The sequence below is a fragment of the Candidatus Margulisiibacteriota bacterium genome (assembly GCA_041658645.1).
Taxonomy (GTDB): domain Bacteria; phylum Margulisbacteria; class WOR-1; order O2-12-FULL-45-9; family XYB2-FULL-48-7; genus JBAZZV01.
This window is the reverse complement of sequence record JBAZZV010000004.1, coordinates 20,802-40,010: the sequence shown is the minus strand read 5'-3', so window position 1 is coordinate 40,010 and position 19,209 is coordinate 20,802. Positions and strand designations below refer to the sequence as shown.

The following is a 19,209-nucleotide window of genomic DNA, read 5'->3' as shown; positions in this document are numbered from 1 at the left end:
GTTGAAGTTTCGTACCCTCTCCCAGAGGGAGAGGGTTCTTAGCAATGCAGTTAAACACTAGGGCTTACGACCTCCTTAATTTTATTGATCAGAGCGCACATATTATCTTCGAGATCGTCATTATTGACCCGGATGAACCGGACATCTTCGCCTTCGATCACTTGCTGGCGTGCCTCGTCATAGTCTTTTCGCTCTGATGAATACCGCCATCCACCTCTATCGCCAACCGATGTTCATGGCAGTAAAAGTCTACCACAAAACCCTCGATCACATGCTGGCGGCGGAACTTTAAGCCCAGCAATCGCTTATCCCGTAACAACTCCCAGACCTTCTCTTCGGCGGAAGTTTGGTCTTGCCGGAGTTGTCTGGCAAACTGTTTTTTAATTTGTTTCAACCTAAGACCCTCACCCGCTTACGCAAACTGACGTACCCTCTCCCAGAGGGAGAGGGTGCTACGTTCTTAGACCGAGCACCTTACGACCCTCACCCGTTTCGTTGAGGTTTCGTACCCTCTCCCAGAGGGAGAGGGTGCCTAGCATTACCCAATCTGCATCGATTAAACCCTCAAGCAAGACAGACAAACTCAAAAACCCCTAATGACGTTCACGAGAATTCTTTCCAACTGATAATAATCATCATAATAGTCGACATAAACATCAAAGGCTCTTTCATTAGAAGACGAATGGACAAGAGTAACCAAAAGTGAATCCGTACTCGCAAGGCTCCAGATCGAAGGGGCTATTTGAAAACTTAGTCCGTTAGGATTGAAATTATGTTCTATTAGTTTGTTTCTGGTTTCTGAGAATTTTTTACAAAAAGCCCAATCATTGTGATTTTCATTAATTAATTTAAGCTTTATAAGCAAGTCTATGCATTTCTTGCCATGGTAATACATTCCATACATATTTAATCCAGTTAATTGATTAAAATCGACCATCTTATCTCTATCACCAAAAGCTTCATTAATACACGATACTTTATTGATTCTTAACTGCTCAAAACTCAAGTAATAAAGCTTAAAAGAGTCAAATAGAAACCGATAATTTTGTCTTTCCCCATTCCATAGCTCACCAAATGACAACCACTTATTTTCCCAATTTTGCGCTAAATCGCTTAGAATGATTTGCTGCCCCTGATTATTTATAAACCTACTAACGTAAAATGCGTCTCCAAAAATCGTTTTACGTAATATGTTGTCATCCACTTTAACAATTGTCGTTAGGTCTATTAATTTTTTAATGTCGGGATCCATTACCTTTCCCTTATTTAACTAATTGTTCCTATTTCACTCAACAAACACAGTCTGACTTTTTTTCCGCTAGTCACCTTCTCCCTCTGGGAGAAGGTACGCATCCTCAACGTTAGCGGATGAGGGTCATAAGCCAACGTAACGGATGAGGGCTGTCTTACCCTGCTCCACACCTTCTCCCTCTGGGAGAAGGTACGTATCCTCAACGTCACGGATGAGGGCTCTTCACCCCGCCACCTCAACACCACACCTTCTCCCTCTGGGAGAAGGTACCCGTCCTCAACACTAGCGGATGAGGGTCATAAGCCAACGTAACGGATGAGGGTCTAGACCTCAAACCTCAACGCCTCGACCGGGTCCAGTTTAGATGCGCGCATCGCCGGATAGACGCCAAAGAAGGTCCCGACGAAAAAGGCGACCAGGCAGGCCAGATAGGCCGCCCCCCAGGCGATGACCGCTTCCATCCTCAACGCCGCCATGATCCCCCAGGCGGCCAGTGTGCCGAACAAAATGCCCAGGAACGCTCCGCTCATCGTGATCAGGACCGATTCAAAAACAAACTGGAGGAAAATATCCAGCCGCTTGGCGCCGATCGCCTTGCGGATACCGATCTCCCTGGTCCGTTCCGTGACCGCCACCAGCATGATGTTCATGATCCCGATGCCGCCGACCAGAAGGGAAATGGCGGCGATCGCCGAAACGATCCCCGTCATGGCGTTCAGGATATTATTGATCATGTCGATCATCCCCTGCTGGGTATGGGTATGGAAATCTTCCTTGCGATGCCGGGTGATCAGGATCTTCTTGATCTCCCGGATCGCCTGCGGGACCTGGCTCTCGTTGTTAACGGTCAGGAACATCTCCCAGATCTTATTGGTGCCGAGGACCAGTTCAGAAAGAGTTGACGGGATCAGGACCATGTCATCCATGTCATAGGTCAGCATCGTCCCCTTTTCTTCCAGGAGCCCGATCACTTTGAAGCCGACGCCATTGATCTTGATGTTCTCGCCGATCGGCGAAAATTCCCCGAACATCTTGCGGGCGACCGTCTTGCCAATGACCACCACCCGTTTCCGGCCGGAGTCTTCGGCCTGCGAAAAAAACCGCCCTTCGACCGCTTTTTGTTTATAGGCATAGGGATAATCGGCGGAGACGCCTAGAGTATAACCTGGCTTATATTCTGTCTTACCGTAAACCAACCGCCCCCGGCCGACGAATTCTGTCATCAAGTACTGCAAATTGCTGACTTTTTGCCGCAGCGCCTGGCCATCTTCGTAAGTCAGGGTCAACTCGATCGCGTGGGTATTCTCATTGCCAGGCTGGATCGTAATGCTGTTCGAGCCGACTCCCCAACTGCCGATCTGGTCCATGATGTAACTTTTAGCCCCCTCGCCCATCGAGACCAGGGTGATGACCGCGGCCACGCCAATGATCACCCCAAGCATGGTCAGGAGGGAACGGGTCCGGTTGCTGAGGAGTGAGCCGAAGGCGATCTTGGCCGGTTCGACCAGGTTGATCATGAGCGGCGGTTATGGCGCTGATCGTCTTCCATGTCGGGGACCGCGCTATCGGCCACGACCAGGCCGTCTTTGAGGCGGATGATCCGCTTGCTATGGTTGGCAATATCCTGGTCATGGGTGACTATGATCATGGTGATCCCCCTGGCATTCAGCTCCATGAAGAGGTGGATGATCTCATCGCCGCTTTTTGAATCGAGGTTGCCGGTCGGCTCATCAGCCAGGATGATCGACGGGTCGTTGACCAGCGCCCGGGCGATCGCCACCCGCTGGCTCTGGCCGCCGGAAAGTTCCGACGGTTTATGGAACAAACGGTCCTGCAAGCCGACCAGGGCCAGGATCTCCGCCGCTTTTTTACGCCGACGGTCAAAAGGGACACCGGCATAGATCAGCGGCAGTTCCACGTTCTCGATAGCGTTGAGCTTGGGGAGGAGGTTGAAAGTCTGGAAGACAAAACCGACTTTCTGGTTGCGGATGCCGGCCAGCGAATTGTCGTCCAGTTCGTCAACATCGACCTCGTCCAGCAGAATGTGGCCGCTGGTCGGCCGGTCGAGACAGCCGACAATATGCATCAAGGTCGATTTCCCGCAACCCGACGGTCCCATGATCGAGACAAACTCGCCCCGGCCGATCTGCAAATTTATCCCTTGCAGGGCCGGCACTTCGACCTTCCCCATCAGGTAGAGCTTCTTAACGCCGTTGATCCGGACAACGGGCTTATCGTTCAATCTTGACCCTCCCTTTATCCTTGAGCTTAGATCCGTTGGCCACGGCGACCAGATCACCGGCCTGGACGCCGGACAAAGCTTCAACACTGGCGAACGAACGGATCCCGATCGTCAGCGGGATCTGGAGGGAGCGTCCTCCCTTGATGACGAACACCGTCTGGGCTTCACCCTTGCTGACCAATGATTCGCGCGGCACCAGCAAGGCGTTCGCAACTTGCTTGGTCACAATATCAACATTGACCGACATGTTGGCTTTTAATTCGTCGTGGGTTCCCAGGAACCTGATCTTGCAGGGAAAGACATACGACTCTTCGTCCATCTTGACCCGGCCGCCGACCTGGCGCAGCTCGGCCAGCGGGGCGATCCAGAAGATCTCCCCCAGAAAGTTCTTGTCGGGATAAACATCCGAGGTCACCGTCACTTTGTCTCCGATCTTGACGCTGGCAATATCGATCTCGTCGATCTGGGCGTTGACCCACGACTTGTCGTAATTAACGACCGTGACCGCCGGCTGGCCGGGGACGACCGTCTCCCCTTCGTCAAAATTGATCTTGGCAACGATCCCGTCGGCCGGAGCAATGATCCGGGCAGAATCGAACATCGTCTTGGACGCGTCAAGCGCCTGCTGGCTGGCCGCTCCTTCCTTATAGAGCTGGGCCGCCCGCTCATAATCATTGCGCGCCTGTTCGTAGCTATCGAACTCCGCCATCAATTGCCCCTTCCTGACCTTTTCCCCTTCCCTGACCTTCCAGTTCTCGAGCCGCCCGCCCATTTTCGTCCCCAGATCATAGATCGGCGCGTCAACTGTCCCGCTGGCCGAGATGACCGCAGCGATCGGTCCGCGGACAATGGTCACCGCCTTGGTCGCGACCACGTCGCGGTTCAGCCAGTTATAACCGGACCAGCTAACCAACAGGGCGACCAATATTATTATAATAAGATACAACCATTTTCTATCCTTCTTCATCAGATAACCTCCTTACCGACAACTTTGTTCAGTTTAGCTTTGGCTATTTCCAGGTCAAAAAGCGCCTTGAGCTGCGTGGTCCGCGCCTGGGTCAGCGCGACCTGGGCATCGATCTCTTCCAGATTAGTCCCGACCCCGGAATTGAAACGGAGGCTGGAAACCTTATGGCTCTCTTCCGCGAAATCGACCGCTTTCTTGGTTGAGGTGATCGTCTCGATAGCACTCTTCAATTCAAGATAAGCCTGGCGAACTTCAAGCAGCAAGCCATTTTTGACCTGCGCCTCGGTCGCCTCGGTCGCTTCGAGGTTAGCCGCCGCCTCGTTGATCCTGTTCTGCATTCCCAAACCGTCGAACAGCGTCCAGGAAGCGGCACCGGTGAGAGACCAGGACCTCGCGTCGCTGCGATAGGAGGGATATTCCGTACTGCGCCAGCCGTTCTGGCCGGAGAGGAAAACGGAGGGAAGCAAAGCAGTCCGCGCCAGGGTGACATTATCGGCCGCCATCCCGCGGGCCAGGGAAAAACTTCGCCAGGTCGGGCTATTCTCAAAAGCCGCTTTGGTCATGACGGCATATTCAGGCACAGTTGGGACCTGGCCAGTCGGTCCATCACTGATCTCAACCTTTTCGTCGGGAGTGCGTCCAAGGACATTATTGAACGAGCTCTTGGCCAATTCCAGGCCGTTGCGGGCCTGGGTCAACGCTACTTCGGAATTGGCCAACTGGACCTCCGCCCGGAGCAGATCAGCTCTGGTCGCCACCCCGCTTTTCAGCATTAACTCGATCTGGTTGACGTGCGAACGGGCCATCTCCATTGAATCTTCAGACAACTTGACATATTTTGTAGAGGAAAGGACGGCAAAATAGGCGGCAGTGGCATTGAACGCGGTTTCCAGTTTTACTCGAATATAATCCTGTCCGGCAGAATCGACCCCTTTGGTCGCCAGGCCGTAGCCGGGCCAGAGGGCCGCGACAAAGAGCGGCTGGGAAGCGGAAAGCGTCCACCCTTTGACCGTCGCCTGCTCATCGGTCCCAAAGGTTATGTCGGTGGTGATCGCCCCCAGGATCGTCTGGGTGGTCAACTGCATGGTTGAGGGCTGGGAGTAAGACTTGCCGTAATTGCCATCAAGCTTGATCGTCGGGAAAAAAGCACCGACCGCCTGCCCCATTCTCGCCCTGGCGGCAGATAACTTCCGCTCGGCGGCCAGGACAGAAGGGCTATGCTTGAGGGCGTAACTAACACTTTCCTGGTACGTCATCGCCTCCGCCGCCAAGCCCAAGCCGGCCACCAGCAGCGCGATCGATATAATTCTCTTGATCATTGTCCTGCCTTTATTATACACAATTCCCAGCCAACCAACATCTTCTATCAATAAGAAACTCTCTATTATATAATTATGACATGCCGGGCAAAAAAGCAAAAGCGCATTACATCAGCCGCCGCTATAACTGCGCTCAATCGGTCGTCGCCGCCTGGCAAGACCATTTTGGCCTGGACAACAAGGAGATCGATAAATACCTCTCGCACGGCGGAGGGAACGCTCCGGGCGGATTGTGCGGCGCCCTCTCGGCCGCCCATGATCTCCTGGCCAAGCATCATCCCGACAAAGTGGCGGAATTCGACCGCTACTTCACCGAACAGGCTGGTTCGCTGAAATGCCAAGAGATCAGAAGCTTAAAAAAACTTTCCTGCCTCGGCTGTATTGAAAAAGCGGCCGAATTTGTGGCCAGACCCGGTCCCTAGCTTGCCGGACTGAAATTATTGAGCTAAACTGACGAAGAAAATACGCCATGCCTAACCTGGAAATGTTCAAGGAAAGAATAGCCAGCGACGCTCATCCTGCCCTCCCGGCCAAGGAGATGGCCCGCAAGGTCGTCATCGCCGCGCTGGAGGCCGAGTACGGCAAGACCTTTACCTTTAACCCGCATTTTGCTAAAATGGTGGATGCGTTGGCCGAGATGATCGTGACCAATCCCGACTTGAGACGCCAGACCCTATCAGTCGCGAGCGCTCTGTTCAAGAAGCAATAACCGTGACCATCAATAGAATCGATAAAAAAGAACTTAAAAAGATAGGTCGCCCAGGCGTCAAGGCCGAGGGCATCCCCCCCACCGGCATCTCCCCTATCCTGCGCGCTTCCTGGAAGTTTGCCTGGGAAACCGCCCAGCGCTTCAGCCAGGAATTAGGAACCGACCGGACCGCCGAATTTCTCAAGAATTTGGCCAAGAGGTTCGATTGATGACCACCCGCCGCGAGGTCGAAGACCGGATCGTCTCTATCATCCGCGAGCAATTCCTCAAATATAGCGCCGAGACGCTCGATAAATACAAGGACCAGATCAACTCGTCCGTCCGCTGGTATGTCTCCACTCTCCCCCGGCATATCGCTTCTTCCGAGGCCAAAGATCTGGAATCGGAAGCCAAGATCGCCTTTGTCGATTGCTTAAAGACCTGGGACCCGCGCAAAGGGGCGCTCTGGTCCTACGTTTCTATCCGCCTGAAAGGTTCGATGCAGGATTACCTCCGCCGGCGGAGCGGCGACCCGGTCGCCGGCCTCTATGAGTTCATCACCTCGGCCGCCAACGTATATATGGCCTTCAACCGCAAGGAGATCGTTCACGAGGAGGTCGACAAGCTCCTCCATCTCGATACCGCCATGGAAGATTTTTCCGACAAGGAAAAGTACGTCATCGAGCACTACTACAAGCACGACAAGACCTTTAAGGTGATCGGCCGAGAGATCGGCCTCTCCGAATCGCAGGTCAGCCGTATCTGCAAAGAGTCCACGCTGAAGTTGAAAGAGAAGTTAACGGATAAGTAATAGATAACTTATATCTTATGCAGCCCTCACCCATGGTGTTAAAGATACTCACCCTCTCCCAAAGGGAGAGGGTATGTCGCCTGGCGAAACACCTTCTCCCTCTGGGAGAAGGTGCGCTACTTTGGCGCGTCGGATGAGGGAAGCGAAATCAACTGCCGACTGACTATTTTACAAATTTATATTTTAGTGCTAAAATAAATCATCTTCTGTTTGGGCAAAGAGCTTCCAGCCCGAGTAATTAACGACGCGACAAGCTCTTCGTTGAGACAGAAATGAACTTATTAATTAATTTTAAATCATTGGTCGTACTGGACCCTTTAGCCCTCTTTTTCGTCGCCGTTATATTGCTGGTCAGTTTCCCCGCCTTAGTCTATTCGCTTGGTTATTTTCAGGGAAAATATACCCGGATAAAACTATTGACCACCCAGCTAATCACCCTTGCTTTTATCGTCTCAATGCTCCTGCTGGTTATCGTCGGTAACGCCCTCGTCTTCCTGATCGTTTGGGAAGCGATGACCCTCCTTTCCTATCTGCTGGTCCTGACCGACAGCGAGAACAAAGAAGCGGTCCAGGCCGCCTCTATTTACATCATAATGACCCATTGCGGCACCGCTTTTCTGACCGCCGCCTTTTTCCTGATCTACCGGCACTCCGGCTCGTTCGATCTACCGGCCATGGCCGTCGCCTGCCAGACCATGTCGCCCTTGCTCCGGAATGCTTTGTTTATTTTCTTCCTGATCGGCTTCGGGACCAAAGCGGGGATCGTCCCGCTCCACATCTGGCTCCCCTACGCCCACCCCCAGGCACCGAGCCATATCTCCAGCCTCATGTCCGGGGTGATGATAAAAACCGCCCTCTATGGTTTGATCCGTTTTGTTTTCCTGGTCCTCGGGATCAGCTCGCTCTGGTGGGGCGTCACCATCATTGCCTTGGCCATCGGCTCCTGTTTGACCGGGATCATTTACGCGCTAATGGAAAACGACCTGAAGCGTCTGTTGGCCTATTCCAGCGTCGAAAATATCGGGATCATCCTGCTAGGGCTGGGCTTGGCAATGGTCTTCATCCGGCTCAACCTGGCCAGCTTAGCCGCCCTGGCCATGATCGCCGGCCTTTATCATTTGGTCAATCACGCCGCTTTTAAAGGGCTGCTTTTTCTCTGTGCCGGCAGTGTCCAGAAAGGGACCGGCACGCTCGATATGGAAAAATTAGGCGGGTTGATCAAGCCGATGCCCTGGACCGCCGCCTTTTTCCTCATCGGGGCCATGGGCATTTCCGCCCTCCCCCCGCTCAACGGCTTTGTCAGTGAATGGTTGGTCCTGCAGGCCTTTTTCTCCGGCGCGCTCAAAGTCCCCGGGACATTGGCCTTCGGCTTCGCGCTAAGCGCGGCCGCCCTCGCTTTGACCAGCGGCTTGGCGGCGGCCTGCTTTGTCAAAGCTTTTGGCATCACTTTCCTGGCCCTGCCGCGCGGCCAGGGAGCCGAGCAGGCGAAAGAATCACCCGCTTCAATGCTGATTAGCATGTTATTTTTGGCGGCGGTGGTGGCCGGTTTGGGCTTATTAGCTCCCAGCATTTTTAACCTCTTGGCCCGGGTCGCCGGCCCGATCTGCCACGCGACTCCCCAAACCGCTGATCTTTTTAGCTTAGGGCTAGGGCCGGTCAGCCATCTCGCCGTCTCCCCGTTATTTATCACCCTGGCCTTGGGTGTCAGCCTGGCCAGTGCGCTGGCCGCTTACTTATTCCTGGCCGGTAAAAAGGTCCGGATCGGCCGCACCTGGGACTGCGGTTATTACCAGGTTGGCAGCCGCAATGAATACACCGCCACCGCTTTCTCCAAACCGTTCCGGATCAGTTTCAGTTTTTTCCTCCTCCCCTTCCGTAAGACAGAGAAGATCAAAGATTCTTTTTACCACGTCAAATCGTTCGTCTACGAGACCTATACGACCAAGGTCTTCAAAAAATACTTTTATGACGCGGGGCTGGGCTCTCTCTTGCGCGCCGCCAAAACGTTCAGGCGGTTCCAGGCCGGCAGTATCCACCTTTACCTTTCCTATATCCTGGTCACGCTGGTCCTGCTCCTCCTTTTAGTGAGGGTACTCTGATGGCCATAATTAATATTATTTTACGGCTGTTGTTTCTGGTCGCGCTGGCCCCACTGGCCGGCGGCCTCATTACAAAAATAAAAAACAACTTGCGCCTTCGCCAGGGCCAGGGGCTGCTTCAGCCGTACCGCAACCTCTGGAAACTATTCGGCAAGGAAGAGATCGTTCCGGCCAATTCCTCCTGGATCTTCCGGGTCACGCCGTTCGTCGTTCTGGCGACCAGCGTGACCGCGGTCCTGCTCCTCCCGCTGACCCCGTTCGGCCCCGGCCTCGGCCGGACCGGCGACCTGCTGGCAATCATCTTTATCCTGGCGCTCGGCCGCTTCTTTCTCGCCTTGGCCGCCCTTGACGCGGGGAGCTCTTTCGGCGGGATCGGTTCATCCCGGGAGATGTTCATCGCCAGTTTTGTCGAGCCGGCCGCCTGCCTGGTCATCTTTACCCTTTATTTAACTCCTAGTCCGCTCTGGTCGATAGCTCACCTCCTCGCCGGGGCGGCCCTCCTTATCGTCATCCTGGCCGAAACGGCCCGCTTGCCGGTCGATAACCAGGAAACTCATCTTGAACTGACCATGGTCCATGAAGCGATGCTCCTCGATTATTCCGGCCCAGCGCTGGCCCTGCTTGAGCTGTCCGCCCAGATCAAACAGCTTTTCTGGTTATGTTTTCTGGTCGGAGTGATCTGTCCGCTGGCCATCCTGCCTTACTCCGCCTGTCTCATTCTTCTGGCGTTGGTTATCGCCCTGATCGAGGTCGGGATAGCCAAATACCGGCTCTTCAAGGTCCCCGACTTGATCGTCTTTAGCGTGATCTTAGCGCTGCTGGCCGTAGTCAGCGCGCTCCTGGGGGTATAAGAAAATGGCCTGGCTCTGTCTGTTCGCAATATTGTTGATCACCGCGGAGACCGCCCTGGTCAGCCGCTTCCCGGCACTCCTGCGTAATTTCCGTTACCAGTCGTTCTGCCTCGCCCTGCTCACTCTGCTGGCGGCGTACCGCGCGGGGAGCTGGGAACTTTATCTGGTCGCTCTTCTGCTGTTCAGCCTAAAGGTGTTGCTCATCCCGCATCTATTTGACGCGCTGATCAAGCAGATCGGCGCCAGCGGCCACCTGGGACTCTTCCTGAACGCCCAGGTCTCCCTCCTGCTGGTGACCGTCCTTGGGTTGGTGGCGTGGTCGTTCGCCGTCGCGGTCATCCCCGCGCCGGCCTACCTCGAGCAAGCGACTTTGGGAGTCGCCGGCTTCGTTCTGCTGACCGGCATTTTCCTGATGGTCGGCAGGATCAAGGCGCTCGCCCAGGTCATCGGGCTCCTCCTGGCGGAGAACGGCATTTTTCTCGCCGCGACCGTTATCCCCGGCGGGATGCCCTTCTTTGTCGAGATCGCTCTTTTCTTTGACGTCCTGGTCAGCGTCATGATCCTGGGCCTGTTCATTTACCGGATCAACGCGATCTTTACCCATATTGACGTCAGTAAACTGTCGGGGTTAAGGGGCTAACATGATCAAACGCGTCGGCACGCTCAACGCCGCTCTCCATTTTATTATCTGGTTGGCGGCGCTTTACTTCCTCCTGGCCGTCGGCACGGGCAACCTCAAACTTTCTTGGGGAAGCCTCTTCTATGCCGACGCATTGAGCGCCCTCCTGATCTTTACGACCGCGACCGTCACCCTGGCCGCCGCCCTCTTTTCTGTTTCTTTTATCGCGACCGATCTGGCACAGGGAAAGCTCACTGCAACTAAAGCGTTATTCTATTACCTGTTATTTAACCTTTTCGCCGCCGCGATGTTCCTCGTCCCGCTGATCAATAATCTCGGTTTCCTCTGGATGGCGATCGAGCTGACCACCCTGATCTCTTCTTTCCTGGTCGGTTTCTATAATACCAAGCACTCGGTCGAGGCCGCCTGGAAATATCTGATCATCTGCTCGGTCGGCATTACCCTGGCCCTGTTCGGCGCGATCCTCTTTACTTTCGCCCTCGCCACCTCAACCGGGCTGCCCAGTCTCAATTGGACCGATCTGCTCGCCTCGGCCAAACTGCTCAACCCGGAGGTCGTCAAAGTAGCTTTTCTCTTTATCCTGGTCGGTTACGGGACTAAAGCCGGCCTGGCGCCGATGCACACCTGGCTGCCGGACGCTCACAGCCAGGCGATCTCGCCGGTCAGCGCCATGCTCTCCGGCGTCCTGCTCAAGTGTTCGCTCTACGCCATCCTGCGTTACGGTATTGTCGTCACGCAATGTTGCGGCGCGCCATTCTACTCCAACTTGATGCTGTTTTTCGGCTTGCTCTCCCTGGCCGTAGCCTGCGTTTTCATCATCACCCAAAAAGATCTCAAGCGTCTCCTGGCCTATTCCAGTATTGAGCATCTCGGCCTGATCGCGATCGGGATCGGCTTGAACAGCCCGCTCGCCATGTTCGGCGCTCTTCTCCACCTGTTCAACCACGCGGTCAGCAAAGCGCTGATGTTCCTCGGCGCCGGCCGGGTGGCCCAGGCTTACGGCACGCACGACTTGAGCGAGATCTCCGGCATCAGCCGCGCTCTGCCGGTGACCGGTCTAGCCCTGCTGGCCGGCATTTTTGCCCTGATCGGTTTTCCGCCCGCCTCGATCTTCGTCAGCGAGTTCTACCTGATCAGCGCGGCTTTTGTCGGCGGCCATTATTTGATCGGCGCCCTCCTCCTCGGCCTGCTGGCCGTGATCGGCGGCGCCTTGCTCTATCATTTCGGCAAGATCATTTTCGGACGTCCCCCGGAACAGGCCGTCTCTTCGATTGAACCGATCGGTAGTTGGTTAGCTTACGGCTTTTTGCTCCTGTTTATCATTGGCCTGGGGATATTCATTCCGCACGTTCTGCGGCAAAGCCTGGACGCGGCTGTCAGCGTCTTGAGAGGAGTTTAAATGGGGATCGGGGAAGAGTTACGCGCTAAGTATCAGATCGTCCCGGTAGCGATCAATGCCAGATACCAGGATCAGAGTTACTTAACCGTGAAACCGGCGGATTTTATCCCAGCCTGCCTGGCGCTCCATAAGCTCTGCTCTTCCCCGGTCATGATGATGTTCGCGGAAGATAAGAGAACGACGCGCTCTTCTTTCCGTCTTAACACCGCCTTCTATTCGGCGGCCGAACAACATTGGTTCTATGTTTGTCTTGATCTCCCCCCAGGCGATCAGTCGTTCCCTTCTTTGGCCAAAGAGATCTATTCAGCCAGTTTATTCGAACGGGAGATCTGGGAAATGTTTGGGATCAAACCGGAAGGGAGCCCTGACCTGCGCCGGTTGCGCCTGCATGATGAGGTCTGGCCGGAGGGCTATTTCCCTCTTAGGAAAGATTTTATTCCACCGTCATCAACGGCGCCCACCGGACGCGCCTATGCTTTTATTAAAGGCGAAGGCGAAGGGTTGTTCGAAATCCCGGTCGGCCCGGTCCACGCCGGGATCATCGGCCCCGGCCATTTCCGTTTCAGCGTCGCCGGCGAGCCGATCATCAATCTGGAGGTCAGGCTGGGCTTTACCCATCGCGGCGTGGAAAAGTTAATGGAAGGGAAAGAGCCGGCTGAAGCGCTCACTTTAAGCGAAGGCATCTCTGGCGACTCAGCTTTCGCCCACAGTCTGGCTTTTTGCCTCGCTGCGGAAAATATCTTAGGCCTGACGCCCTCCCCGCGCGCTGTTTTGCTCCGCGCCATCTATCTCGAGCTGGAGAGGATGTACAACCATGTTAACGGTATCGGCGGGATCGCTCTCGACGTCGGCTTTACCTTCCCCGCTGCTTTTGCCTCGATCATGAAAGAGCAGATACTATCTCTTAATGAACAGCTGGCCGGCAGCCGTTATCTGAAAGGGATCAACCTCATTGGCGGAGTCAAAAGAGACATTGACGAGCGAGGGACCACAGATCTCTCCAGCCGGCTTAACTCTCTGGCCGCCGACCTGAAGGAGCTGGAAGGGATACTCTTTAACAGCGCCAGCTTCATGGACCGGGTCGATTCAACCGGGATACTCCGGAAAAAGACCGCCGAAGATATCGGCATTGTCGGCCTGGCCGCGCGCGCTTCCGGCCTGCCGCTCGACTGGCGCGCGACCGAACCTCTCTACCGGTCAGCCGGTTTTAAACCGATCGTCCTGGAGAGCGGCGACGCGCTGGCCCGGTTGAATCTGCGTCTGTTGGAATTTAAACAATCGATCACTCTGATCACGAGCTTTCTCGCTCAACTTACCCCGGGCGACCTCGGCTCCGGCTCGTCGGCCCCAAAGGAAGGTTATGGCCTCGGGGTAGTTGAAGGATGGCGGGGTCCTGTTCGCTACTGGTTAAGGATCGATCCTCAAGGGAAGATCGAACGCTGTAACATAGTTGACCCCTCTTTCCACAATTGGCAGGGGCTGGCTTATTCCGTGCAGGGAGAGATCATCCCTGATTTCCCGCTCTGCAATAAGAGCTTTGACCTTTCCTATTCGGGGAATGACCTGTAATGGCAATATTTAAGATAATAAAAAACCGTTTACTCAAAGGGATCGTCGATCTCAAGCGGGAAGAGTTCGCTCCAGATCTTGAAAGCCTGGGCCAAGAGTTGAAGCGGGCCATCGACCGGAGGTTCCGGGGTTCTTTCCAGATCCGTGAGGTCGATACCGGCTCGTGCGGCGCTTGCGAATCGGAGATCATCGCCGCCACCAACCCGATCTACGATATCCAAAGATTCGGCCTTAACTTTGTCGCTTCGCCCAAGCATGCCGATGCCCTGCTGGTGACCGGCCCGGTCAGCCGGAATATGCTGCTGGCCCTGCAGAAGACCTATGAAGCGATGCCGGGGGAAAAGTTCGTCATTACCGTAGGAGATTGCGCGCTGAACGGGGGATTATTTAAAGATTCTTATTACACTTTAGGCGGAGTTGATAAAGTTTTGAAAGTTGACCTGCATATCCCAGGTTGTCCCCCGTCACCAACTACAATTATCAGACACTTATTGGCATTCCTTAAAAATAGTCATTAGTCTTCGGTCTTCAGTCGTTGGTCGTCAGTCTTCAGTTATCCGCCAGAGGCGGATGCGCCTTTGGCGCATAAGTTATCGGTTATATGTTATAAGTTATAGGTTAAAAAGCCAACCCTACGTTTAAAATCCCTTCCGAGACAGCTGCTCCGTCGTATTGATTGTAGACATACTTAGGGTTCACGGTCAGGCTAAGCAATTTGACGACCAGACCGGCGGTCACGTAGGAGCCGTTGGCCGTGGCTGAAGCGGGGAAAGTATGCGAACCGATGGAAAAAGAGCCGTCGGAGCTTATGAACGAAGAGCCGGCTGAAACTTTAAGGCTGGAAAGGAAGGGAATAAGAGTCTGTTCATAAACCAGCCCGAGCCTGGCAATGTTCACGTTACCGACTAAGGACGATCTTTCGACCTCGACGCCGATTTTTGGCATGAGCGGCAGGTCAATTAACGCGGAAGCCCCGATATCATAGCCGCCGGAATAATTCGAGACGGTTGCCCCTCCATAGATCGTCAATTCCGCGGGTCCCAAAGCGAGCGCGCCGCTACCGAGCATCAGGAAAAGGGCCAGCCCAGTGATCGATATTTTTCTTGGCATGTTAATCCTCCTTGAAGTGAGCCAGTATAGCAAGGACCTCGCGGCATATCAATTGGCTAAGGTATCATTTCAAAAGAACGACCAATAAGTCGATCAAGTCCACGGCTATAAAGTCCACGACAATAAAAATCGCACCGGTAGTTACCAGCCCGGTCAAGGCCAAATAAATAGTTCCTGATCGAAACAAAAAATAGGGGGGAGCCAACGCTTCCCTATTTTTGTGGGGATATTTGAGGTTATCCTTTCCTCGCCCGAACCGCTTTTATGGCGTCTATGGCCGAACTGGTTATCCCGCCCGCCTGACCGGCTCCCTCGCCTATCGGGAACAGATCACGCACATTTACCGACTCACCCCTGGCATTTCTCGGAAAACGGACCGGACAGGTCGTCCGGGTCTCGACTCCCAGCAAGATCGCCTGATCACCCACAAAAAGCGGATATTCTTTTTTCCAGTGAAGAAATGCTTTGGTCAGATACTCGGGAACAAAGTCAGGGAACAGAGCTGACAGTTGGGCCGTCCTCACCCCCATTCTGAATGAATTCTCTAACAAAGCGGTGGACAATTTGCCGGAAAGAAAGTCCTCGAGGTTCTGCGCCGGTGCCTCCCAGGCGGACCCGCCCGCCACAAAGGCCTTTTGTTCGATCATTTTCTGGAAATATACTCCGGCCAAAGGATGATCTGACTCATAATCAGAGGTCTGGCCGGTCACCACGATCGCGGAGTTTGAATATTTGGAATCCCGTTTTGAATAACTCATCCCGTTCAACACCAAATGCCCGTTGGCGGAAGAGGCGTTCACGATCTCACCTCCCGGACACATGCAGAAGGTGTAGGCGCCTCGGCCGGTTGTCCGGTCGGTGTAAGTGAAAGAATAAGTGGCGGCCGCCTGATCACGTTTTGAGTGTCGTATATTATTGATCAGTTCGGCCGGATGTTCTATCCGCACCCCTACTGATATAGGCTTCTGCTCAATAAGAATATTCGCTTCATGCAGCATTTCAAAGGTATCTCGGGCAGAATGGCCAATAGCCAGGAATATCTTGGACGACAAATACTCCTTAACAGAATTGATCGTCACACCTCGGGCCCGGCCGTTACTGACAATAAGGCCAGTCAGTTTCGATGAGAAATGGATCTCTCCACCCTGGGAGATAATATATTCCCTGATGTTTTTCACGATATCGCACAAAACATCGGTCCCAAGATGAGGTTTGTTTTTGTGGATGATATCAGGCGGAGCGCCAAATCTTACATAGGTTTCCAGAACTTTAGCGGCGAGCGGAGAGTTATTTGTCCTGGAGAAGAGCTTCCCGTCAGAATATGAACCGGCCCCGCCTTCTCCGAATTGGATATTTGATTCGGGGTCAAGTTCTCTTTTCCGGATGAATTTATTAACGTCCGCGGAGCGCTCTTCCAGGCTTTTGCCCCGCTCAAAGATCAACGGGCGATAGCCTTGCTCGATCAACTCCAGCGCGGCAAACATGCCGGCGGGGCCAAACCCAATGATGATCGGTCGTTCTGACATAATCACTCAAAAAAAGATTGCGCGCTACTGGGATCGAACCAGTGACCCCTTGCCTGTCAAGCAAGTACTCTAACCAGCTGAGCTAAGCGCGCAATGATGAGAGCGAAGCAACTTAAACTATTATAACATATGACGCAGGGCGGTTCGAATCCGGTTAAAAAGGCGCGGGGCGGATTCGAACCGCCGGATGACTGTTTTGCAGACAGTTCCCTTAACCACTTGGGTACCGCGCCACGCGAAAAAGCGGGAGACGGGGTTCGAACCCGCGACCTTCTGCTTGGGAAGCAGAAGCTCTACCAACTGAGCTACTCCCGCGATATTTTATATGATACAATATATACGATGCCGATTCAAGAAAGATGCCGTATCCTCGACCACCAGAAGATATCCGCCACCCTTTTTAAACTGACCCTTGCTTCCTCCTATATTTCCACCCACGCTTCACCAGGCCAGTTCGTGCAGATCAAATGTTCCGGTACCAATGACCCCCTCCTCCGCCGCCCCATCAGCCTCCACCGTTGGTCGGCCGAACATAAGACCTTTGAACTACTATACGAAGTGGTCGGCCGCGGTACTGAATTGTTGACCAAATACTCCGTTAACGAGGAATTAGATATCATCGGCCCGCTCGGGAGCGGCTTTACCGTTGATCCCACTAAAAAGATCCATATTCTGGTCGCCGGCGGGATGGGCGTGGCGCCGCTGCGAGCACTCGCGGAAGCCATTAAGGGAACAGGGGGCAAAGCTATTTATGTTCTGATCGGCAGCAGAAGTAAGGAAGCGGTGTTTTGCGAAAGTGATTTCAGAAAACTGACCGACCAGGTCGTCATCTCGACCGACGATGGTTCTGCCGGCAAAAAAGGTTTCGTCAGCGATATCCTCTTGAGTTTTTTGGAGAACGAACTCACCACCCCGAACTCCGAACTTACCACTATTTACGCCTGCGGGCCAAACCCAATGCTGAAGGCAATCGCGGAGATCGCCTGGCAAAAGAAGATCGACTGCCAGCTCTCGATGGAAGAGCGGATGGCGTGCGGGATCGGCGCCTGCAAAGGGTGCGCGATAAAAACCAAGGGCGGCTTTAAAATGGTCTGCAAGGACGGTCCAGTTTTTGACGCGAAGGAGATAGTATGGAATTAGCCGGCATCAAGATGAAAAATCCGGTCATGGTCGCTTCCGGCACGTTTGGCAATGGCCGGGAGTATAACGACTATATTGACCTCAACAAACTCGGTGCCATCATCACCAAAAGCGTCACCCTCCTCCCTCGCGAAGGGAATCCTTCACCTCGCATCGTCGAAACCCCGGCCGGTCTGCTCAATTCGATCGGCCTGCAGAACGAAGGGATCGACTATTTCCTGAAAGAAGACCTCCCTTTTCTGGCCAAATTTGACACGCCAATCATCGTCAATATCGCCGGCGAGTCGGTCGAAGAATACGCCGAACTGGCCCGGCGTTTAAGTAAAGAGTCCATGGTCAAGGGAATTGAAGTGAATATCTCCTGCCCGAACGTCAAACTGGGCGGGATGACCTTTGGCGTCGACCCTAAACTGACCAAAGAGGTTATTTCTGCCGTCAGGAAAGCGACAACTCAACCCATTATTGCCAAACTGACGCCGAACGTCACCGACATCAAAGTCATCGGCCTAGCGGCGGTCGAAGCCGGGGCCGACGCTCTTTCCGCCATCAACACCGTCGTCGGTATGGCGATCGATATTGAGACGGGCCGATCTCGCCTGGGGAAACTGACCGGCGGCCTCTCCGGCCCGGCGATCAGGCCCATAGCGCTCCGCATGGTCTATGAGCTCGCGCACAGCGTTAAAGTCCCGGTCATCGGCCTCGGCGGCATTATGTCGGGGAGCGACGCGGTCGAGTTCCTCCTGGCCGGGGCCAAAGCGGTCCAGGTCGGCACCGCCAATTTCGTTGATACCCAGGCTTCCGTCAGGATAGCCCAGGAGATCGCAGAATATGTACATCGACACCCACGCGCACTTAACTTTTCCTGAACTCGCCCCTGACCTCCCCGCGGTCATTCAGCGCGCCAAAGAGGCCAACCTCGAGGCGCTCATCACGATCGCGCTCGATGAGGAGTCGCTCCAGCAGTCGCTGAAATTGTCAGCGGAATATCCCGGTTATATTTATACCGCCGCCGGCATCCACCCGCAGGAAGCCTCGCGGGTAACGGCCGCGGCGTTGGACGACCTCAAACAGATCGCCAGGAAACAAAATATTGTCGCGATCGGCGAGACCGGCCTCGATTACCATTACCTGCTCTCCCCGATCGAACAGCAGAAAGAAGCCTTCCGCGCTTTTCTTAAGATGGCGCAGGAGCTTGACCGGCCGGCGGTCATCCATTCCCGCGACGCGGCGCGTGATACGTTGACGATCATGCGGGAAGAGAACCGGGGCAAACTTAAAGGGGTCCTCCACTGTTTTGCCGGAGATATGGCGCTAGGACAAGGAGCCTTAGATATGGGACTTTATATCTCCTTTACCGGTAATATCACTTTTCCCAAAGCAGAAATTATCCGGGCGGCGGCCAAAGCTGTCCCGCTGGAGAGGATCATGATCGAAACCGACTGCCCTTTCCTCGCGCCCCAATCCTTCCGGGGGACCAGGAACGAACCGGCCTATGTCATTGAAGTCGCCAAAAAGCTCGCGGAGATCAAAGGGTTAACTATCGAAGAAGTCGCGCTAGCCACCACCCGCAACGCCCGCCGCTTGTTCGGAATTTAA

The 19,209-nt window shown here is 54.2% G+C and carries 21 protein-coding genes and 3 tRNA genes; 14 read left to right on the top strand and 10 right to left on the bottom strand.

Going from position 1 to position 19,209, the window contains the following annotated elements:
• The first annotated feature begins 44 nt into the window (after nucleotides 1–44).
• On the top strand, nucleotides 45–197 hold the full coding sequence (locus WC903_04140) for a hypothetical protein (protein MFA5893132.1): 153 nt from the start codon (nucleotides 45–47) through the stop codon (nucleotides 195–197).
• Nucleotides 198–583: 386 nt separating this feature from the next.
• Here WC903_04140 and WC903_04135 read toward each other — a convergent pair whose 3' ends face one another.
• The 5 genes from WC903_04135 to WC903_04115 form a co-directional block, all read right to left on the bottom strand.
• Nucleotides 584–1,252 (bottom strand): hypothetical protein, encoded by a 669-nt coding sequence (locus tag WC903_04135; GenBank protein MFA5893131.1) that lies wholly within the window; start codon nucleotides 1,250–1,252, stop codon nucleotides 584–586.
• Between the two features lie 323 nt (nucleotides 1,253–1,575).
• Nucleotides 1,576–2,769 (bottom strand): ABC transporter permease, encoded by a 1,194-nt coding sequence (locus WC903_04130; protein ID MFA5893130.1) that lies wholly within the window; start codon nucleotides 2,767–2,769, stop codon nucleotides 1,576–1,578.
• Nucleotides 2,766–3,443, bottom strand: coding sequence for an ABC transporter ATP-binding protein (locus tag WC903_04125; GenBank protein MFA5893129.1), 678 nt, complete (start codon nucleotides 3,441–3,443; stop codon nucleotides 2,766–2,768). Before WC903_04125 ends, WC903_04130 begins: the two co-directional genes overlap by 4 nt.
• Nucleotides 3,444–3,483: 40 nt before the next feature.
• Nucleotides 3,484–4,461: an efflux RND transporter periplasmic adaptor subunit gene (locus WC903_04120; protein MFA5893128.1), complete on the bottom strand. Its 978-nt coding sequence runs from the start codon at nucleotides 4,459–4,461 to the stop codon at nucleotides 3,484–3,486.
• Nucleotides 4,461–5,780: a TolC family protein gene (locus WC903_04115; protein MFA5893127.1), complete on the bottom strand. Its 1,320-nt coding sequence runs from the start codon at nucleotides 5,778–5,780 to the stop codon at nucleotides 4,461–4,463. The genes WC903_04120 and WC903_04115 overlap by 1 nt, the downstream gene beginning before the upstream one ends.
• An 80-nt stretch (nucleotides 5,781–5,860) precedes the next feature.
• Between WC903_04115 and WC903_04110 the strand changes: the two genes are divergently transcribed.
• The 10 genes from WC903_04110 (at nucleotide 5,861) to WC903_04065 (ending at nucleotide 14,355) form a co-directional block, all read left to right on the top strand.
• Nucleotides 5,861–6,202: a C-GCAxxG-C-C family protein gene (locus tag WC903_04110; GenBank protein ID MFA5893126.1), complete on the top strand. Its 342-nt coding sequence runs from the start codon at nucleotides 5,861–5,863 to the stop codon at nucleotides 6,200–6,202.
• A 47-nt stretch (nucleotides 6,203–6,249) separates the two neighbouring features.
• Nucleotides 6,250–6,489, top strand: a complete 240-nt coding sequence (locus tag WC903_04105; GenBank protein ID MFA5893125.1) for a hypothetical protein — start codon at nucleotides 6,250–6,252, stop codon at nucleotides 6,487–6,489.
• Nucleotides 6,490–6,491: 2 nt separating this feature from the next.
• Nucleotides 6,492–6,698: a hypothetical protein gene (locus WC903_04100; protein ID MFA5893124.1), complete on the top strand. Its 207-nt coding sequence runs from the start codon at nucleotides 6,492–6,494 to the stop codon at nucleotides 6,696–6,698.
• The gene (locus tag WC903_04095; protein MFA5893123.1) at nucleotides 6,698–7,279 is read left to right on the top strand and encodes a sigma-70 family RNA polymerase sigma factor; all 582 of its coding nucleotides are present in this window, start codon (nucleotides 6,698–6,700) and stop codon (nucleotides 7,277–7,279) included. The genes WC903_04100 and WC903_04095 overlap by 1 nt, the downstream gene beginning before the upstream one ends.
• A gap of 272 nt (nucleotides 7,280–7,551) precedes the next feature.
• The gene (locus WC903_04090; GenBank protein MFA5893122.1) at nucleotides 7,552–9,378 is read left to right on the top strand and encodes a proton-conducting transporter membrane subunit; all 1,827 of its coding nucleotides are present in this window, start codon (nucleotides 7,552–7,554) and stop codon (nucleotides 9,376–9,378) included.
• Nucleotides 9,378–10,229, top strand: a complete 852-nt coding sequence (locus tag WC903_04085; GenBank protein ID MFA5893121.1) for an NADH-quinone oxidoreductase subunit H — start codon at nucleotides 9,378–9,380, stop codon at nucleotides 10,227–10,229. Before WC903_04090 ends, WC903_04085 begins: the two co-directional genes overlap by 1 nt.
• Before the next feature lie 4 nt (nucleotides 10,230–10,233).
• Complete coding sequence (locus WC903_04080) at nucleotides 10,234–10,869, top strand: hypothetical protein (protein ID MFA5893120.1); 636 nt, start codon at nucleotides 10,234–10,236, stop codon at nucleotides 10,867–10,869.
• Nucleotide 10,870: 1 nt separating this feature from the next.
• Entirely contained in the window at nucleotides 10,871–12,268 is a 1,398-nt protein-coding gene (locus WC903_04075) for a proton-conducting transporter membrane subunit (GenBank protein MFA5893119.1), read from the top strand.
• Nucleotides 12,269–13,837, top strand: coding sequence for an NADH-quinone oxidoreductase subunit C (locus WC903_04070; GenBank protein MFA5893118.1), 1,569 nt, complete (start codon nucleotides 12,269–12,271; stop codon nucleotides 13,835–13,837). It begins immediately after the preceding gene.
• Nucleotides 13,837–14,355 carry an NADH-quinone oxidoreductase subunit B family protein gene (locus tag WC903_04065; GenBank protein ID MFA5893117.1) on the top strand — a complete coding sequence of 173 codons (519 nt, stop codon included), beginning with the start codon at nucleotides 13,837–13,839 and terminating at the stop codon, nucleotides 14,353–14,355. Before WC903_04070 ends, WC903_04065 begins: the two co-directional genes overlap by 1 nt.
• Nucleotides 14,356–14,455: 100 nt before the next feature.
• On the opposite strand, the gene WC903_04060 is transcribed toward WC903_04065, so the two are convergent.
• The 5 genes from WC903_04060 to WC903_04040 form a co-directional block, all read right to left on the bottom strand.
• Complete coding sequence (locus WC903_04060) at nucleotides 14,456–14,947, bottom strand: hypothetical protein (GenBank protein ID MFA5893116.1); 492 nt, start codon at nucleotides 14,945–14,947, stop codon at nucleotides 14,456–14,458.
• Between the two features lie 236 nt (nucleotides 14,948–15,183).
• On the bottom strand, nucleotides 15,184–16,473 hold the full coding sequence (locus WC903_04055) for a dehydrogenase (GenBank protein MFA5893115.1): 1,290 nt from the start codon (nucleotides 16,471–16,473) through the stop codon (nucleotides 15,184–15,186).
• Nucleotides 16,474–16,491: 18 nt separating this feature from the next.
• Nucleotides 16,492–16,565, bottom strand: a tRNA-Val gene (locus tag WC903_04050).
• Between the two features lie 68 nt (nucleotides 16,566–16,633).
• Nucleotides 16,634–16,706: transfer RNA gene (locus WC903_04045), tRNA-Cys, on the bottom strand.
• A gap of 9 nt (nucleotides 16,707–16,715) precedes the next feature.
• Nucleotides 16,716–16,788, bottom strand: a tRNA-Gly gene (locus WC903_04040).
• A gap of 27 nt (nucleotides 16,789–16,815) precedes the next feature.
• Between WC903_04040 and WC903_04035 the strand changes: the two genes are divergently transcribed.
• Genes WC903_04035 through WC903_04025 form a run of 3 tightly spaced genes read left to right on the top strand, consistent with a single transcriptional unit; the run spans nucleotide 16,816 to nucleotide 19,209 of the window.
• The gene (locus WC903_04035; protein MFA5893114.1) at nucleotides 16,816–17,613 is read left to right on the top strand and encodes a dihydroorotate dehydrogenase electron transfer subunit; all 798 of its coding nucleotides are present in this window, start codon (nucleotides 16,816–16,818) and stop codon (nucleotides 17,611–17,613) included.
• Nucleotides 17,604–18,479 carry a dihydroorotate dehydrogenase gene (locus tag WC903_04030; GenBank protein ID MFA5893113.1) on the top strand — a complete coding sequence of 292 codons (876 nt, stop codon included), beginning with the start codon at nucleotides 17,604–17,606 and terminating at the stop codon, nucleotides 18,477–18,479. The genes WC903_04035 and WC903_04030 overlap by 10 nt, the downstream gene beginning before the upstream one ends.
• A complete protein-coding gene (locus tag WC903_04025; protein MFA5893112.1) occupies nucleotides 18,442–19,209 on the top strand; it encodes a TatD family hydrolase in 768 nt (255 codons plus the stop codon). The genes WC903_04030 and WC903_04025 overlap by 38 nt, the downstream gene beginning before the upstream one ends.

Coding starts and splice junctions, on each gene's coding strand:
- WC903_04140 (MFA5893132.1), top strand. CDS start 45: ATGCAGTTAAACACTAGGGCTTACGACCTCCTTAATTTTATTGATCAG.
- WC903_04135 (MFA5893131.1), bottom strand. CDS start 1,252: ATGGATCCCGACATTAAAAAATTAATAGACCTAACGACAATTGTTAAA.
- WC903_04130 (MFA5893130.1), bottom strand. CDS start 2,769: ATGATCAACCTGGTCGAACCGGCCAAGATCGCCTTCGGCTCACTCCTC.
- WC903_04125 (MFA5893129.1), bottom strand. CDS start 3,443: ATGGGGAAGGTCGAAGTGCCGGCCCTGCAAGGGATAAATTTGCAGATC.
- WC903_04120 (MFA5893128.1), bottom strand. CDS start 4,461: ATGAAGAAGGATAGAAAATGGTTGTATCTTATTATAATAATATTGGTC.
- WC903_04115 (MFA5893127.1), bottom strand. CDS start 5,780: ATGATCAAGAGAATTATATCGATCGCGCTGCTGGTGGCCGGCTTGGGC.
- WC903_04110 (MFA5893126.1), top strand. CDS start 5,861: ATGCCGGGCAAAAAAGCAAAAGCGCATTACATCAGCCGCCGCTATAAC.
- WC903_04105 (MFA5893125.1), top strand. CDS start 6,250: ATGCCTAACCTGGAAATGTTCAAGGAAAGAATAGCCAGCGACGCTCAT.
- WC903_04095 (MFA5893123.1), top strand. CDS start 6,698: ATGACCACCCGCCGCGAGGTCGAAGACCGGATCGTCTCTATCATCCGC.
- WC903_04090 (MFA5893122.1), top strand. CDS start 7,552: ATGAACTTATTAATTAATTTTAAATCATTGGTCGTACTGGACCCTTTA.
- WC903_04085 (MFA5893121.1), top strand. CDS start 9,378: ATGGCCATAATTAATATTATTTTACGGCTGTTGTTTCTGGTCGCGCTG.
- WC903_04080 (MFA5893120.1), top strand. CDS start 10,234: ATGGCCTGGCTCTGTCTGTTCGCAATATTGTTGATCACCGCGGAGACC.
- WC903_04075 (MFA5893119.1), top strand. CDS start 10,871: ATGATCAAACGCGTCGGCACGCTCAACGCCGCTCTCCATTTTATTATC.
- WC903_04070 (MFA5893118.1), top strand. CDS start 12,269: ATGGGGATCGGGGAAGAGTTACGCGCTAAGTATCAGATCGTCCCGGTA.
- WC903_04065 (MFA5893117.1), top strand. CDS start 13,837: ATGGCAATATTTAAGATAATAAAAAACCGTTTACTCAAAGGGATCGTC.
- WC903_04060 (MFA5893116.1), bottom strand. CDS start 14,947: ATGCCAAGAAAAATATCGATCACTGGGCTGGCCCTTTTCCTGATGCTC.
- WC903_04055 (MFA5893115.1), bottom strand. CDS start 16,473: ATGTCAGAACGACCGATCATCATTGGGTTTGGCCCCGCCGGCATGTTT.
- WC903_04035 (MFA5893114.1), top strand. CDS start 16,816: ATGCCGATTCAAGAAAGATGCCGTATCCTCGACCACCAGAAGATATCC.
- WC903_04030 (MFA5893113.1), top strand. CDS start 17,604: ATGGAATTAGCCGGCATCAAGATGAAAAATCCGGTCATGGTCGCTTCC.
- WC903_04025 (MFA5893112.1), top strand. CDS start 18,442: ATGTACATCGACACCCACGCGCACTTAACTTTTCCTGAACTCGCCCCT.